The organism is Vibrio sp. CB1-14 (genome assembly GCF_040412085.2).
Classification (GTDB): domain Bacteria; phylum Pseudomonadota; class Gammaproteobacteria; order Enterobacterales; family Vibrionaceae; genus Vibrio; species Vibrio chaetopteri.
The window spans coordinates 929,310-943,318 of record NZ_CP115920.1 but is presented as its reverse complement, the minus strand read 5'-3'; the positions used below and the strand labels follow the sequence as shown (position 1 = coordinate 943,318).

Sequence of the window (14,009 nt, the reverse complement as noted above, 5' to 3'; positions counted from 1 at the left end):
TTCACTCTTATGACAGGGAATTAGCTCTAAAAAAACCTCAACATATCGAGATTGAAAAAAAACCGTGCGTCTGAAATGATGGATATTGAATTATGTGAACCAGGACTCAGTCGATGAGCTACTCTCTGCACCCTATTGGTACCATTCATTCCCCCTATAAAGAGAAGTTTGCCGTCCCTAGGCAACCCAGATTAGTGCCAAGTGCCACGGCCTCAATTGCCTTACAGGGAGACATTAATTGTCTAGAAGCCGTTCGCGGTCTCGATCAATTCTCACATCTATGGCTGTTATTTCTGTTTGACCAAAACCTAGAAGCGGGCTGGAAACCAACGGTAAGACCTCCACGCTTAGGTGGCAATGAACGCATTGGCGTGCTTGCTAGCCGCGCCACATTTAGACCAAATGGTATTGGGATGTCTGCGGTTGAATTTCGAGGGGTAAGGCAGAAAGGTCAACAAGTGTTTATCGATGTCGGTAGCGTCGATTTGGTCGATGGTACCCCTATTATTGATATCAAACCCTATATCCCCTACTCCGATTCCATCACTTATGCTAAAGGGGGGTACGCAGAATCCGAGCCGGAAGCAACCGAGGTGACATTCTCACCCTCTGCAGTTGAGGTTCTATCGAAGGCACCAGAGGGCCAGCATAAGCAACAAATCATCCGCGAAGTATTGGCGCAAGACCCAAGGCCTGCCTATAAAAAAGGTAAGATCGATGACAAAGAATATGGCGTAAGACTGTTCGATTGGAACGTAAAGTTTAAAGCCAATAGCGATCACATTGACGTCACCACCATTGAGACTCTCTAAACGCCTGATTCTAGGTGTTTATTGATGAGACCTTTTTGCTAGCAAAGTCATTTGGTAGAAAGGCATTTGGCTGATATCATAGACGGCTTAACTCAATTTGGGCACCTCTGCCCAGATTTACTATCAACATGATGAACGGATACCCATAAATGCGTACCAGTAACTATCTTCTTTCTACTCTGAAGGAGACACCAAACGACGCAGAAGTTGTAAGTCACCAGCTAATGCTGCGTGCAGGTATGATTCGTAAACTAGCTTCAGGTCTATACACTTGGCTACCAACGGGTCTACGTGTTCTGCGTAAAGTCGAAAACATCGTTCGCCAAGAGATCGATAATGCAGGTGCAGTTGAGACTTTGATGCCCGTAGTGCAGCCGTTTGAACTATGGGAAGAGACAGGCCGATCTGAAAAGATGGGTGATGAACTACTTCGCTTCACTGACCGTCATGAGCGTCCGTTTGTACTTAGCCCAACAGCAGAAGAAGTGATCACTAGCCTTGTGCGTAACGAAGTCAACTCGTACAAGCAGCTACCACTGAACCTGTACCAAATCCAAACTAAATTCCGAGATGAGCGCCGCCCACGTTTTGGCGTGATGCGCGCACGTGAATTCTCTATGATGGATGCGTACAGCTTCGACATCGACAAAGAAGGCTTAGAGAAGTCTTACGAAGCGATGCACGACGCCTACTGCAAAGCGTTTGACCGCATGGGTCTAAATTACCGTCCAGTGCTCGCTGATACCGGTGCTATCGGTGGTAACGGCTCACACGAATTCCACGTACTGGCTGAAAGTGGTGAAGACCTTATCGCCTTCTCTTCTGAGTCTGACTACGCGGCAAATATCGAAAAAGCAGAAGCATTAGCACCTGCAGAAGAGCTAGCCGCTCCAACTATCGATATGACAATGGTAGATACGCCGAATGCGAAAACCATTGCTGAGCTTGTAGAGCAGTTCGACCTGCCAATCGAGAAAACAGTGAAAACGCTGTTTGTTAAAGCCTCTGATGAAATCGAAGCGCCGCTTATCGGCCTTATCATCCGTGGTGACCACGAGCTTAACGAAATCAAAGCTGAGAAAATTGCGGAAGTTGCCTCTCCTCTAGAAATGGCAACAGAAGAAGAAATTCGCGCAGCAATTGGCGCAGGCCCAGGCTCACTAGGCCCAGTTGGTCTTGAACTGCCATTCATCGTAGACCGTTCTGTCGCGGTAATGAACGATTTCGGCGCTGGCGCTAACATTGATGACAAGCACTACTTTGGCATCAACTGGGGTCGTGACGTTGAGCTTGGTAAAGTAGAAGATCTGCGTAACGTCGTAGAAGGCGATCCAAGCCCATGTGGTCAAGGCACTATCCTGCTTAAGCGTGGTATCGAAGTCGGCCATATCTTCCAGCTTGGTAAAAACTACTCTGAGAAGATGAACTGTGGCGTGCTTGGTCCTGACGGTAAGAACGTTATCCTAGAGATGGGTTGTTACGGTATCGGTGTTTCTCGTGTGGTAGCTGCTGCTATCGAACAGAACAATGATAAGTACGGCATCATCTGGCCTGACGCTATCGCCCCATTCCAGGTAGCGATCGTACCGATGAACATGCATAAGTCTGAGCGCGTTAAAGAAGCAGCAGAGAAGCTATACGCAGAACTGACTGCAGCTGGTATCGAAGTGCTATTTGACGATCGTAAAGAGCGCCCAGGTGTCATGTTCTCTGACATGGAGCTTGTTGGTGTTCCTCATACTGTGGTTATTGGTGACCGCAGCATGGACGAAGGTAACTTCGAATACAAGAACCGCCGCACTGGTGACAAAACGCCAATTGCTATCGACGATATCGTGGCTCACGTGAAAGCTCAGCTAGCTTAATCGTTACCCAGATTATCCTAAAGGCCGCTATGCGGCCTTTTTTATTGCCTTCATACTCTGTTCATGTTCGCTTTCTTATGATGGTGGAATACCACCTGACTAGGAGTAATAGATGAACCTAAAATCACTGCTTAACCAAGCCCTTAATTCAGATATCGTCAATCAAACCACCCAGAAAGCGAGCCAGTCCTCGTCAAGCATCGGCCAAGCTCTCGGTGATAAGAAAACCCTTGGCGCTCTTGGTGCTGGAGCGGTAGGCGGAGGTTTACTCGGTATGCTTGTGGGCTCTAAGAAAACCAAAAAAATGGGCAAAACCGCACTAGGTGTTGGTGGCGCTGCAGCATTAGGTGCACTCGCTTACAAGCTATACAACGACTACAACAAAGGGGAGTCCAACCCTTCTAGTTCACCGCAAACTCCAGCTAACTTTACCCAAACCTCGCAACACGATGAATCGGTGCTCAAAGCGATGATCGCAGCGGCCAAGGCAGATGGACATATTGACGAGCAAGAGATGGCTAAGATCGAACAAGCACTCACCCAAATCGATGCTGACGCATCAGTGCAACAGTTGATTCAAGCGGAGATAGCGAAACCTCTCGATCCTTCAGAAATCGCGCGATTGGCCGTATCACCAGAACACGCAACCGAAATATACCTAGCCAGCCTATTAGTAGCCGATGAGCAAAACTTTATGGAAAAGGCCTATTTGAAAGAGTTGGCAACCCAGCTTGGGTTAGAGGGTGGTTTGGTTGAGCAACTGAACGCTCAGGTAAGTCAGTAGATTGAATTGAGAATGACAATGCGTTCCTAGGGGCATCCCTAGGAACCACCATCAGAGCAAAAAGGATTACTCTTCGCTATCTGCTGCAGCTTCGGCTTTCGCAGCTGCTTCTGCTTTCGCTGCGCGAGTTTCTGCTTTACGCTCATTGCGCTTTGCTTGGTTTTCAATAAAACCAGCGAGCTCTTTATCCGCCCACGCTTGAGCCAACTCTTGGCTCTCAAAGCCCATCTCGCGCTTAGACACAACCGTGCGACGAGAAGTTACTTGACGCATGATCTCTGCAGACCAGCCGTTACGCTTTTCCGTTAGACGGATAGTAAATTTTTTATTTTCAGACATTTATGTATTTCCTAAAGACTTTGTTAAGGGATATTCCAGCAATGTAATACTGACCATCCCTAAGCCAGCGCGGTATTAGAACACAAATCCAGCGCTGACGCTCAGAGTTTTTATAGAAAAAGTCCCCAGTGTTTCCACTGAGGACTTCATTAACTATTTGGCTGTAACATTTGAGGCAATCACCTCAGATCGATTACTTACCTACGTTCACGCGAGCGTTGCGGAACATACGCATCCAAGCACTATCTTCACCCCAAGATTCAGGAGCCCAAGAGTTCGCAACCGTACGGAATACACGCTCTGGGTGTGGCATCATGATAGTCACACGACCGTCACGAGTCGTTAGACCTGTGATTGCGTTTGGTGAACCGTTCGGGTTGTTTGGATACTGCTGCGTTGGGTTACCGTTGTTATCAATGTAACGTACCGCTACTGTACCTGATGCTTCAATCGCATTTAGGTGGTCATTATCACGAACCTCTACGCGGCCTTCGCCGTGAGAAACTGCGATTGGCATGCGTGAACCTTCCATACCATCGAAGAAGATAGAGTCAGACTTCTGAACTTCTACTAGGCTAAAGCGAGCTTCAAAGCGCTCAGATTCGTTACGAACGAAGCGTGGCCATAGGTCTGCACCTGGGATCAGCTCTTTTAGGTTCGATAGCATCTGACAGCCGTTACATACACCTAGTGAGAAGGTATCTTCGCGGTGGAAGAAGCTTTGGAACTGGTCACGCGCTTGGTCGTTGAACAGGATAGACTTAGCCCAACCTTCACCCGCACCTAGAACGTCACCGTAAGAGAAGCCACCACAAGCCACAAGACCTTGGTATTCTTCAAGTACTGCTTGTCCTGTCAGGATGTCGCTCATGTGAATGTCCGTCGCTTCAAAGCCAGCACGGTCAAACGCTGCGGCCATTTCAACGTGAGAGTTAACACCTTGCTCACGAAGAATAGCCATCTTAGGTTTAGCGCCCGTCGCAATGTATGGTGCTGCAACGTCTTCTTTAACATCGAAGCTGAGTTTAACGTTTAGGCCTGGGTCAGAGTTGTCTTTCTTCGCTTCGTGCTCTTGGTCTGCACACGCTGAGTTGTCACGCAGTGACTGCATCTTGTGCGTGGTTTCAGCCCAGATAGTACGTAGCTCAATACGAGAACGCTCGATAACAACAGCGTCACCAGAGGTGATAACGAAGTCGTCAGACGCTTCTACGCTGCCGATTACGTGCGAACACGCTTCTAGGCCGTTAGCCGCTAGAACCGCTGTCACTGCTTCTAGGTCATCATTCTTAACCTGAACAACCGCACCTAGCTCTTCGTTAAATAGTGCTGCTAGTACGTCCTCACCTAGATCCGCGATATCAGCTTTCACGCCACAGTGACCAGCAAATGCCATCTCAGCAAGGGTTACTAATAGACCGCCATCGCCTTTATCGTGGTAAGCCACTAGCTTATCATCACGAACAAGCGTTTGCATCGCATCGAAGAAGCCTTTTAGCTGCTCTGCGTTGTCTACGTCTGCTGGCTTATCACCAAGCTGCTTGTAAACCTGTGCCAATGCCGTTGCGCCTAGACGGTTTTTACCGTTACCAAGATCAACAAGAACAAGTGATGAGTCACCTTTGTCAGTGCGAAGCTGCGGCGTTACCGTCTTACGAACATCGTTCACACGACCAAATGCAGTGATAACCAGTGAAAGTGGAGACGTCACTTCTTTGTCTTCACCGTTCTCGTTCCACTTGGTCTTCATCGACATTGAGTCTTTACCTACTGGAATCGTTAGACCCAGTGCAGGACATAGCTCTTCACCTACCGCTTTCACCGCTTCGTAAAGACCTGCGTCTTCACCAGGGTGGCCTGCTGGAGACATCCAGTTGGCTGATAGCTTGATACGCTTAATATCGCCGATGTCTGTCGCTGCGATGTTAGTCAGAGACTCACCTACCGCTAGACGAGCAGAAGCGCCGAAGTCTAGTAGAGCGACAGGTGTGCGCTCACCCATAGACATGGCTTCACCGTGGTAAGTATCGTAGCTCGCTGCGGTTACTGCGCAGTTTGCTACCGGTACCTGCCAAGGACCAACCATCTGGTCACGAGCAACCAGACCCGTTACCGTGCGATCACCAATGGTGATAAGGAATGTTTTTTCTGCAACTGTTGGTAGACGAAGAACGCGGTCAACCGCATCGTTCATTTCAATGCCTTCGCGAGAGATCGCAGGGCTGTCTACTTTCAGTGTTTTCGCATCACGATGCATCTTCGGCGTTTTGCCTAGAAGGATGTCCATCGGCATGTCGATTGGCGTGTTGTCGAAGTGTGAATCTTCAAGCTTAAGTTCACGCTCTTCTGTTGCAACACCCACTACAGCGTAGGGTGCGCGCTCACGCTTACAGATAGCATCAAATGCTGCCATGTTCTCTGGCGCTACTGCCATGACATAACGTTCTTGAGATTCGTTACACCAAATCTCAAGTGGGCTCATGCCAGGCTCATCATTTGGTACGTCACGCAGTTGGAAGATACCGCCGCGCTCACCATCATCAACAAGCTCAGGAAGTGCGTTTGAGATACCGCCCGCGCCCACATCGTGAATAAATGCGATTGGGTTATCTTCACCTAGCTGCCAGCAGCGGTCGATCACTTCTTGACAGCGACGTTCCATCTCTGGGTTTTCACGCTGTACTGAGGCAAAGTCTAGGTCTTCAGCAGACTGACCAGACGCCATAGAAGAGGCTGCACCGCCGCCAAGACCGATGTTCATCGCAGGACCGCCAAGTACGATTAGGCTTGCACCTACTGGGATCTCTTTCTTCTGAACGTGCTCGTCACGGATGTTACCCATACCACCAGCAATCATGATTGGCTTGTGGTAACCACGTACTTCTTCACCTGCGTGAGACGTTACCTTCTCTTCATAGGTACGGAAGTAACCAAGTAGGTTTGGACGACCAAATTCGTTGTTAAACGCCGCGCCACCTAGTGGACCTTCTAGCATGATATCCAGTGCGTTAACAATACGACCTGGCTTACCAAAGTCAGTTTCCCAAGGCTGCTCGAAGCCAGGAATGCGAAGGTTAGAAGTCGTAAAGCCTACAAGACCTGCTTTTGGCTTACCGCCAATCCCTGTTGCGCCTTCGTCACGGATTTCACCACCGCTACCTGTCGATGCACCTGGCCATGGAGAAATCGCTGTTGGGTGGTTGTGTGTTTCCACCTTCATTAGGATGTGCGCTTTCTCGTGGTTGTAGCCGTATTGACGAGTCTTTGGATCTGGGAAGAAACGACCCACTTCAGAGCCTTCCATAACCGCTGCATTATCTTTGTATGCAGACAGAACGTGCTCTGGTGTCGTTTCGAATGTGTTTTTGATCATCTTGAACAGCGACTTGTCTTGCTTCACGCCGTCGATAGTCCAATCTGCGTTGAAGATCTTGTGACGACAGTGCTCAGAGTTCGCCTGTGCAAACATCATCAATTCGATGTCTGTTGGGTTGCGCTCTAGCTTAGTAACAAAGCTTTCAAGTAGGTAATCAATTTCATCTTCTGCAAGTGCAAGACCTAGCGTCACGTTCGCGTCTTCTAGTGCTTTGCGACCACCTGTTAGTAGATCAACATCTGCAACTGGTGCTGGCTCTGCTACTTGAAACAGCGCTGCTGCTGATTCGAAATCAGAGAAAACCACTTCCATCATACGGTCGTGGATAACCGCTTTAAGCTCAACAAGTTGAAGCTCAGTCAGTTCGCTTGATGTCTCTACATAGTATGCCGTACCACGTTCTAGACGAGTCACTTTGTCTAGACCACAGTTATTCGCGATATCCGTAGATTTAGAAGACCATGGCGAGATAGTACCAGGGCGAGGTGTCACTAGTAGCAGTGTGCCAGTTGGCTCGTGCTCTTCGATAGTTGGACCATAAGTCAGCAACTTCTCTAATTTTTCAACTTCAGACGCATCCAGGTCTGCCGTTAGGTCGGCAAAGTGGGCAAACTCAGCGTAAATACCTGTTACTGGTAGGTTTAGTTCACGACAAAGCTCTAGTAGCTTGTTAACACGAAACTCAGAAAGAGCTGGGGAACCACGCAAAATTCTCATGTGCTTAGGTCTCTTATGCAGTTGATTTAGGTGAAATTCTTATAAATTCAATCAGTTAATAGTAAAAACTGAACTTATAACGATTTCTCCTACCTTGATGCGGCGGTATTATAGAGGATTTTTTGTGACGTAAGCGTTGGCGCAAACGTTTTCGTCATTTTTTTTGCTTTTGCCGAAATACCATAGAGATTGATTATAAAGTGACCGTTCTCGGGTGTTTCTGCTATCTCGCTTTGCCAACACGCACAGCTTTGGTATAAAGGCAGCACTAACGTTGTGAGATCTATGAATTAATGCAAAGTCCATCTGTTGTTCGTTGGCCTAACCGCCGCTGGTTAAAATTGCTGTCTGCCTGTCTGCTCACTATTGGCTTGGCCGGCTGTCAAATCGATTCTGATCCAAAGAGTGAATTAGAAAACATCAAAGAGCGCGGTGTACTTCGTGTCGGTACTCTCAATAACCAGCTCTCCTACTACATCGGCCCCGACGGTCCAACCGGACTGGATTACGAACTTGCAAGACAATTTGCCGATGCGTTGGGCGTGAAGCTAGAAATGAAACCCGCCTTTCGCCAAGCGAGCCTATTTCCTGCTTTGCAAAAGGGCGAGATTGATATCATCGCCGCCGGCCTAAGTCAGTCGCCAGAGCGTATTCAGAGTTTTCGAGCAGGCCCTGCTTACTACTATGTCAGCCAACAAGTGGTGTATAAAAAAGGTCAGTGGCGCCCGCGCAACCTAGAGCAGTTACTGAATACTCAACAAGAGCTGATTGATAAAGCCGATGGCGAAGAGGTGTTTGCCATTGTCAAAGACTCACATTTCGAAAAAACCTTAGCCACGGTAGCCAGCCAGCATCCAGATATTCGCTACTACGTCGATGCCAATGCAGACGTCAATGACCTGCTTAAGCAAGTGTCAGAAGGTAAACTGCGCTTTACTATGGCGGATTCGGTTGAGCTATCGCTATCACAACGTATCTATCCTGATTTGGCGCTCGCTTTCGAGATGACCGAAGACCAACCGATTTCTTGGTATATGCGCCAATCAGAAGATGAGAGCTTATATGCCCTGCTCATTGAGTTCTTCGGCCAGCTTAAACAAACTGGCGAGCTGGCTAATTTAGAAGAGAAGTATATCGGTCACATTGGTGTATTTGATTACGTCGATACACGCGCTTTCATTCGCGCTCTCGACAACAAACTACCTAAATGGTCGCCGCTGTTTAAGAAGTACTCTAAAGAATTCGACTGGCGTTTGATTGCGGCATTGGCCTACCAAGAGTCGCACTGGAATCCAATTGCCAAGTCGCCTACTGGAGTACGCGGTATGATGATGCTGACGCTGCCAACCGCAAAAAGCGTCAATGTCACCAATCGTCTGGATCCAGAGCAGTCTGTCCGTGGCGGTGTTGAGTACTTAAGACGTATCGTTGACCGCGTGCCAGACTCCATCACTGAACACGAAAAGATCTGGTTTGCACTGGCGTCTTACAATGTTGGCTTTGGTCATATGATGGATGCAAGACGCCTGACCAAACGTCAAGGTGGCGACCCGGATGCTTGGGCGGATGTGAAAGATCGCCTGCCACTGCTTCGTCAGAAGAAATTCTACAGTCAAACACGCTATGGCTATGCGCGTGGCGATGAAGCGCGTAACTACGTTGAAAACATCCGTCGCTACTATCAAAGTATCATTGGCCATGTGGACAAGCAGCTTGCCGAACAAGCAGAGCAAGAATTGACGACCGACGGACTGATTGTGATACCGCCACTGCCTCCTGTATCAGGTGCAGTCTCTGCTTCGGACTCCACGTTAAGTGGTGCCGAGACCTTAGTAAAACCCAACGTAGGTAGTAATACGGGTCGCTAACTATTGAGAGTTTCTATACCCGTGTCAATGTGTGCGAAACAAACTGCTTTCGCACACTTGAAATCCGACCAGCAAGGCCGTACATTACTGTCTGAGAGCAGCGAGAACATCGTAGTGATACTTCGTTTTAATCCATTGTTCTGATGCATTATTCGCTCTCACCTGGCAGGTACATCCGTACCAACCAACACTTGCATACGCTTTGACTACTTATCTTATTGAGTGGTAATCGTGTGTTTGGGACTCCGACAACGCTCCACAAATAAGGACATCGAATACGCCCAGTGCGTAGGGATTTAGATCGGAGAGGTTTACCCGTAGTAAAAGGAGGTTGTTTTATGCTGGCGAAGAAACGAAACCAGGCTAAACACCTTAATAAGACGGTGGCCGCAAACCGCCGCAGACGTATGATGGCAAACAATAAGAAGAAAGTTATTTGGCGTCATCGTTCGTTTATGCAGCTACTGTCTTCGTAGAAGAGACGCTGCAAAGCAAAGACAGCAAGCATCTGCCACGCAGGTGTTTGCTAGATATCCCCTCATTGCCCTTTCAGTTATTAATCGGTTTTCTTCCCTATCTGCTCCTGCTGTCGTTTTTCTTGCCTCTGTTTCTCTTGCTTAGCCGTTTTGATCTCTTTTCGGCGTCGTTTAAAAAAGGCTTGCAGCTGATGACGACACTCTTGCTCAAGTAACCCAGATTCAACATCTGCATAGTGATAAGACGCTTGGCTTTCAAACAAGTTTAATACTGTGCCTGCAGCGCCCGCTTTCAAATCGGGAGCACCGAACACCACTCGTTTTACGCGACTATGTAAAAGCGCGCCAGCACACATTGGGCAGGGCTCTAGAGTGACATACAGCGTAGTATCAAGCAGTCGATAGTTTTCCAACACCTTACCTGCTTTACGTATTACCTGCATTTCTGCGTGAGCACTGGCATCGTGCGCACCTATCGACTGGTTCCAACCTTCCGCTACCACCTCGCCATCTTTAACCAGCAATGCGCCAACCGGGACTTCTCCCTCAGTTTCCGCTTGAGAGGCCAACTCCATCGCACGGCGCATGAAGGCATGGTCTTGTTCACTAAACTCGGTAGATGTCGAAATCGCGGGCGGTGTTGGCTTGTCAGTCATGAGGCTCTCAGTTTAATGCTTCAGATAAATAGTCAATCAAGGTTCTTATTTTAGAGGTTAGCATCCGATTTTGCGGATAGAGCGCCCAGATACCCTCTTGGTCACCTCTATATGGGGTCAACACTTCCACCAGCTCACCCGTTTCTAAATAAGGTTGCACATAATAGTCGGGAAGCTGGACAATTCCCAACCCTTTTAACGCGGCATCGACGAGCGCATAGCCACTATTGCATTGCACTCTGCCATCAACATGGATCAGTCGTTCTGTGCCTTTATCTTCAAAGCGCCAGTATTTGGTTGAACCGCGAAGACACTGGTGTCGTTTAAGCTCAGACAAAGTATGCGGCTCACCATGTTTCGCCAGGTAACTTGGACTTGCGCAAACAAACATGTGTCGGTCGAGTAGTTTACGTGCCATCATGCTCGAATCATCAAGCTTACCCAAACGCACCGCGAGATCGTAACCCTCTTGGACCAGATCCATCTTTTGATTCGACAGCACCAAATCCAGCTCGATTTGCGGATATTGCAGTAAAAACTGATGCATCAGCGTAGCAAGCACCTGCTCACCAAAGGTCACAGGCGCAGTCATCTTAATTCTTCCAGTGGGGCTTGCTTGCAGTTGCGTAATGGCTAGCTCAGCCAACATCAAACCCTCAACTAAGGGTTTACAGTGCTGATAGTACGTCGCCCCAACTTCTGTGACCGAGACTTTTCTGGTGGTGCGCACAAATAGCTTTACTGCGAGTTTATCTTCTAATGCATTAACTCTTCGGCTGATGTTTGCGACCGAGGTCGATAGCCGCTCCGCTGCGGCAGTAAAGCTCTGCGTCTCCACAACCGCAACAAACTCATTGATGCCTTCCCAGTTTGCCATGAACAAATCCAACTATTACAAAATAGTAATAGTGTATTTCAAAATTACGTAATTATCATTTTTAAGAAATAAATATACTGCTTGGCATCCGATGCAAACGGGGGGAAGTGAACTAACCTTAGTAAGTTAGCCGTTTGTGTTCTTACGTATAGATTCGTGATCTTGAAACCATGACCTTAAAAGAAAAAGGAAAAACCATGACTGAACAATTTATTAAATCACGTGCTGCTGTCGCTTGGGGTCCAAACCAACCACTAAAAATGGAAGAAGTCGATGTCATGCTGCCAAAAGCTGGCGAAGTACTCGTGAAGATCGTTGCAACTGGCGTGTGCCATACTGATGCATTCACTCTATCTGGCGACGATCCAGAGGGCATCTTCCCAAGCATTCTTGGTCACGAAGGTGGCGGTATCGTTGAAATGGTTGGTGAAGGCGTCACAAGCGTTGAGGTCGGCGACCACGTTATCCCGCTATACACAGCTGAATGTGGCGAATGTAAATTCTGTAAGTCGGGTAAAACTAACCTGTGCCAAGCGGTTCGTGAAACCCAAGGTAAAGGTTTGATGCCAGATGGTACGACCCGCTTCTATAAAGACGGTCAACCTATCTACCACTACATGGGCTGCTCTACGTTCTCTGAGTACACAGTGCTACCTGAGATTTCATTGGCTAAAGTGAACAAAGAAGCCCCGCTTGAAGAAGTGTGTCTACTTGGCTGCGGCGTAACCACCGGTATGGGTGCAGTACTGAACACAGCGAAAGTTGAGAAAGGCGATACCGTCGCTATCTTCGGTCTTGGTGGCATCGGCTTGTCTGCAATTATCGGTGCTCGCATGGCTGGCGCAAGCAAAATCATTGGTGTAGACATCAACGAAAGCAAATTCGAGCTTGCTCAGCAACTTGGCGCAACAGACGTGATTAACCCGCAGAAATTTGATAAGCCAATTCAAGAAGTTATCATCGAGATGACTGACGGTGGTGTTGATTATTCTTTCGAGTGTATTGGTAACGTCAATGTGATGCGTCAAGCACTTGAGTGCTGCCATAAAGGTTGGGGTGAGTCTGTCATCATTGGCGTTGCAGGTGCAGGTCAAGAGATCTCCACTCGTCCATTCCAACTTGTAACTGGCCGCGTATGGCGTGGTAGTGCATTTGGTGGCGTTAAAGGCCGCAGTGAACTTCCAGAGATCGTAAATCGCTACATGGCGGGCGAGTTTGGGCTACAAGAGTTCATCACTCACACTATGCCTCTGGAGAACATCAACGAAGCCTTCGACCTTATGCATAAAGGCGAGAGCATTCGTACCGTAATCCACTACTAAACTCTGACTTAGGGCTCTGGCATACAGAGCCCTATTTTCATTTAGGTTAATAGAATGACAATAGAAAACCTTAGCCAAGAAAAAGTGTTTGGTGGTTGGCACAAGCAATACCAACACAGTTCTAATGTACTCAACTGCTCAATGCGCTTTGCTATTTACTTGCCACCAGAGGCAAGTGCCGACAATCCAGTTCCAGTCCTTTATTGGCTATCTGGTTTAACCTGCACCGATGAGAACTTCATGCAGAAAGCGGGCGCGTTTCGCGCAGCCGCCAAACTTGGTATTGCTATCGTCGCACCGGATACCAGCCCTCGTGGAGAAGGAGTACCTGACGACCCAGAAGGTGCCTACGATTTTGGACTCGGTGCGGGCTTTTATGTCAATGCCACTCAAGCGCCTTGGAATCAGCATTACCAGATGTACAGCTACATCGTAGATGAACTACCAATGCTAGTTGAAGAGCATTTTCCAGTAACCAGCGTACGTTCTATCTCTGGACATAGCATGGGTGGGCACGGCGCACTGACCATTGGTTTGAAGAACAGTGAACGCTACCGCTCTATCTCTGCGTTTAGCCCAATCAGCAATCCGATGAACTGCCCTTGGGGACAAAAAGCACTAAGCCATTACCTAGGTAACAACACCGAGGATTGGAAACAATACGACAGTGTTGAGCTACTGCAAGCGGCACAAGCCACACGGCCTATCCTAGTCGATCAAGGTGAAGATGACGGCTTCTTGCAAGAGCAGCTCAAACCTGAGTTATTGCTTGCCGCAGCCGAGAGCTCAGGCAGTGATGTAAAACTTCGTATGCAGCCTGGTTACGATCATAGTTACTTCTTTATCCAAAGCTTTATCGATGACCATTTACGCTTTCACGCTGGGTTCTTAAAAGGCTAGCGAGTAAAAACAGCGGA

At 48.2% G+C, this 14,009-nt stretch carries 11 protein-coding genes; 7 read left to right on the top strand and 4 right to left on the bottom strand.

Annotated elements, in window-relative coordinates:
• Positions 1-113 precede the first annotated feature (113 nt).
• The 3 genes from tsaA (at position 114) to PG915_RS04215 (ending at position 3,461) form a co-directional block, all read left to right on the top strand.
• A complete protein-coding gene (tsaA, locus tag PG915_RS04225; RefSeq protein WP_353497997.1) occupies positions 114-812 on the top strand; it encodes a tRNA (N6-threonylcarbamoyladenosine(37)-N6)-methyltransferase TrmO in 699 nt (232 codons plus the stop codon).
• A gap of 149 nt (positions 813-961) precedes the next feature.
• The gene (locus PG915_RS04220) at positions 962-2,677 is read left to right on the top strand and encodes a proline--tRNA ligase (protein WP_353497996.1); all 1,716 of its coding nucleotides are present in this window, start codon (positions 962-964) and stop codon (positions 2,675-2,677) included.
• Between the two features lie 112 nt (positions 2,678-2,789).
• Complete coding sequence (locus PG915_RS04215; protein WP_353497995.1) at positions 2,790-3,461, top strand: tellurite resistance TerB family protein; 672 nt, start codon at positions 2,790-2,792, stop codon at positions 3,459-3,461.
• 66 nt (positions 3,462-3,527) lie between these two features.
• Here PG915_RS04215 and PG915_RS04210 read toward each other — a convergent pair whose 3' ends face one another.
• Together PG915_RS04210 and purL are read right to left on the bottom strand one after the other, a co-directional pair.
• Positions 3,528-3,800: a DUF3622 domain-containing protein gene (locus PG915_RS04210; protein WP_353497994.1), complete on the bottom strand. Its 273-nt coding sequence runs from the start codon at positions 3,798-3,800 to the stop codon at positions 3,528-3,530.
• Positions 3,801-3,993: 193 nt separating this feature from the next.
• Positions 3,994-7,893, bottom strand: a complete 3,900-nt coding sequence (gene purL / locus PG915_RS04205) for a phosphoribosylformylglycinamidine synthase (protein WP_353497993.1) — start codon at positions 7,891-7,893, stop codon at positions 3,994-3,996.
• A 293-nt stretch (positions 7,894-8,186) separates the two neighbouring features.
• On the opposite strand from purL, the gene mltF reads away from it, so the two are divergent.
• Positions 8,187-9,761 (top strand): membrane-bound lytic murein transglycosylase MltF, encoded by a 1,575-nt coding sequence (gene mltF, locus PG915_RS04200; protein WP_353497992.1) that lies wholly within the window; start codon positions 8,187-8,189, stop codon positions 9,759-9,761.
• 338 nt (positions 9,762-10,099) lie between these two features.
• Positions 10,100-10,237: a hypothetical protein gene (locus PG915_RS04195; protein WP_156110205.1), complete on the top strand. Its 138-nt coding sequence runs from the start codon at positions 10,100-10,102 to the stop codon at positions 10,235-10,237.
• Between the two features lie 80 nt (positions 10,238-10,317).
• Here the strand turns inward: PG915_RS04195 and tadA are convergent, their stop codons facing one another.
• Both tadA and PG915_RS04185 read right to left on the bottom strand, forming a co-directional pair.
• The gene (gene tadA / locus PG915_RS04190) at positions 10,318-10,893 is read right to left on the bottom strand and encodes a tRNA adenosine(34) deaminase TadA (RefSeq protein ID WP_353497991.1); all 576 of its coding nucleotides are present in this window, start codon (positions 10,891-10,893) and stop codon (positions 10,318-10,320) included.
• Between the two features lie 7 nt (positions 10,894-10,900).
• Positions 10,901-11,770 (bottom strand): LysR family transcriptional regulator, encoded by an 870-nt coding sequence (locus PG915_RS04185; protein ID WP_353497990.1) that lies wholly within the window; start codon positions 11,768-11,770, stop codon positions 10,901-10,903.
• 197 nt (positions 11,771-11,967) lie between these two features.
• Between PG915_RS04185 and PG915_RS04180 the strand changes: the two genes are divergently transcribed.
• On the top strand, positions 11,968-13,092 hold the full coding sequence (locus PG915_RS04180) for an S-(hydroxymethyl)glutathione dehydrogenase/class III alcohol dehydrogenase (protein WP_112461206.1): 1,125 nt from the start codon (positions 11,968-11,970) through the stop codon (positions 13,090-13,092).
• A gap of 54 nt (positions 13,093-13,146) precedes the next feature.
• Positions 13,147-13,992, top strand: coding sequence for an S-formylglutathione hydrolase (gene fghA / locus PG915_RS04175; RefSeq protein ID WP_353497989.1), 846 nt, complete (start codon positions 13,147-13,149; stop codon positions 13,990-13,992).
• The last annotated feature ends 17 nt before the right edge of the window (positions 13,993-14,009 follow it).

Excerpts from the sequence above, each read along its gene's own strand:
- fghA (WP_353497989.1), top strand. The coding sequence starts at position 13,147 with ATGACAATAGAAAACCTTAGCCAAGAAAAAGTGTTTGGTGGTTGGCAC.
- PG915_RS04210 (WP_353497994.1), bottom strand. The coding sequence starts at position 3,800 with ATGTCTGAAAATAAAAAATTTACTATCCGTCTAACGGAAAAGCGTAAC.
- PG915_RS04180 (WP_112461206.1), top strand. The coding sequence starts at position 11,968 with ATGACTGAACAATTTATTAAATCACGTGCTGCTGTCGCTTGGGGTCCA.
- PG915_RS04220 (WP_353497996.1), top strand. The coding sequence starts at position 962 with ATGCGTACCAGTAACTATCTTCTTTCTACTCTGAAGGAGACACCAAAC.
- PG915_RS04195 (WP_156110205.1), top strand. The coding sequence starts at position 10,100 with ATGCTGGCGAAGAAACGAAACCAGGCTAAACACCTTAATAAGACGGTG.
- tadA (WP_353497991.1), bottom strand. The coding sequence starts at position 10,893 with ATGACTGACAAGCCAACACCGCCCGCGATTTCGACATCTACCGAGTTT.
- purL (WP_353497993.1), bottom strand. The coding sequence starts at position 7,893 with ATGAGAATTTTGCGTGGTTCCCCAGCTCTTTCTGAGTTTCGTGTTAAC.
- mltF (WP_353497992.1), top strand. The coding sequence starts at position 8,187 with ATGCAAAGTCCATCTGTTGTTCGTTGGCCTAACCGCCGCTGGTTAAAA.
- PG915_RS04215 (WP_353497995.1), top strand. The coding sequence starts at position 2,790 with ATGAACCTAAAATCACTGCTTAACCAAGCCCTTAATTCAGATATCGTC.
- PG915_RS04185 (WP_353497990.1), bottom strand. The coding sequence starts at position 11,770 with ATGGCAAACTGGGAAGGCATCAATGAGTTTGTTGCGGTTGTGGAGACG.
- tsaA (WP_353497997.1), top strand. The coding sequence starts at position 114 with ATGAGCTACTCTCTGCACCCTATTGGTACCATTCATTCCCCCTATAAA.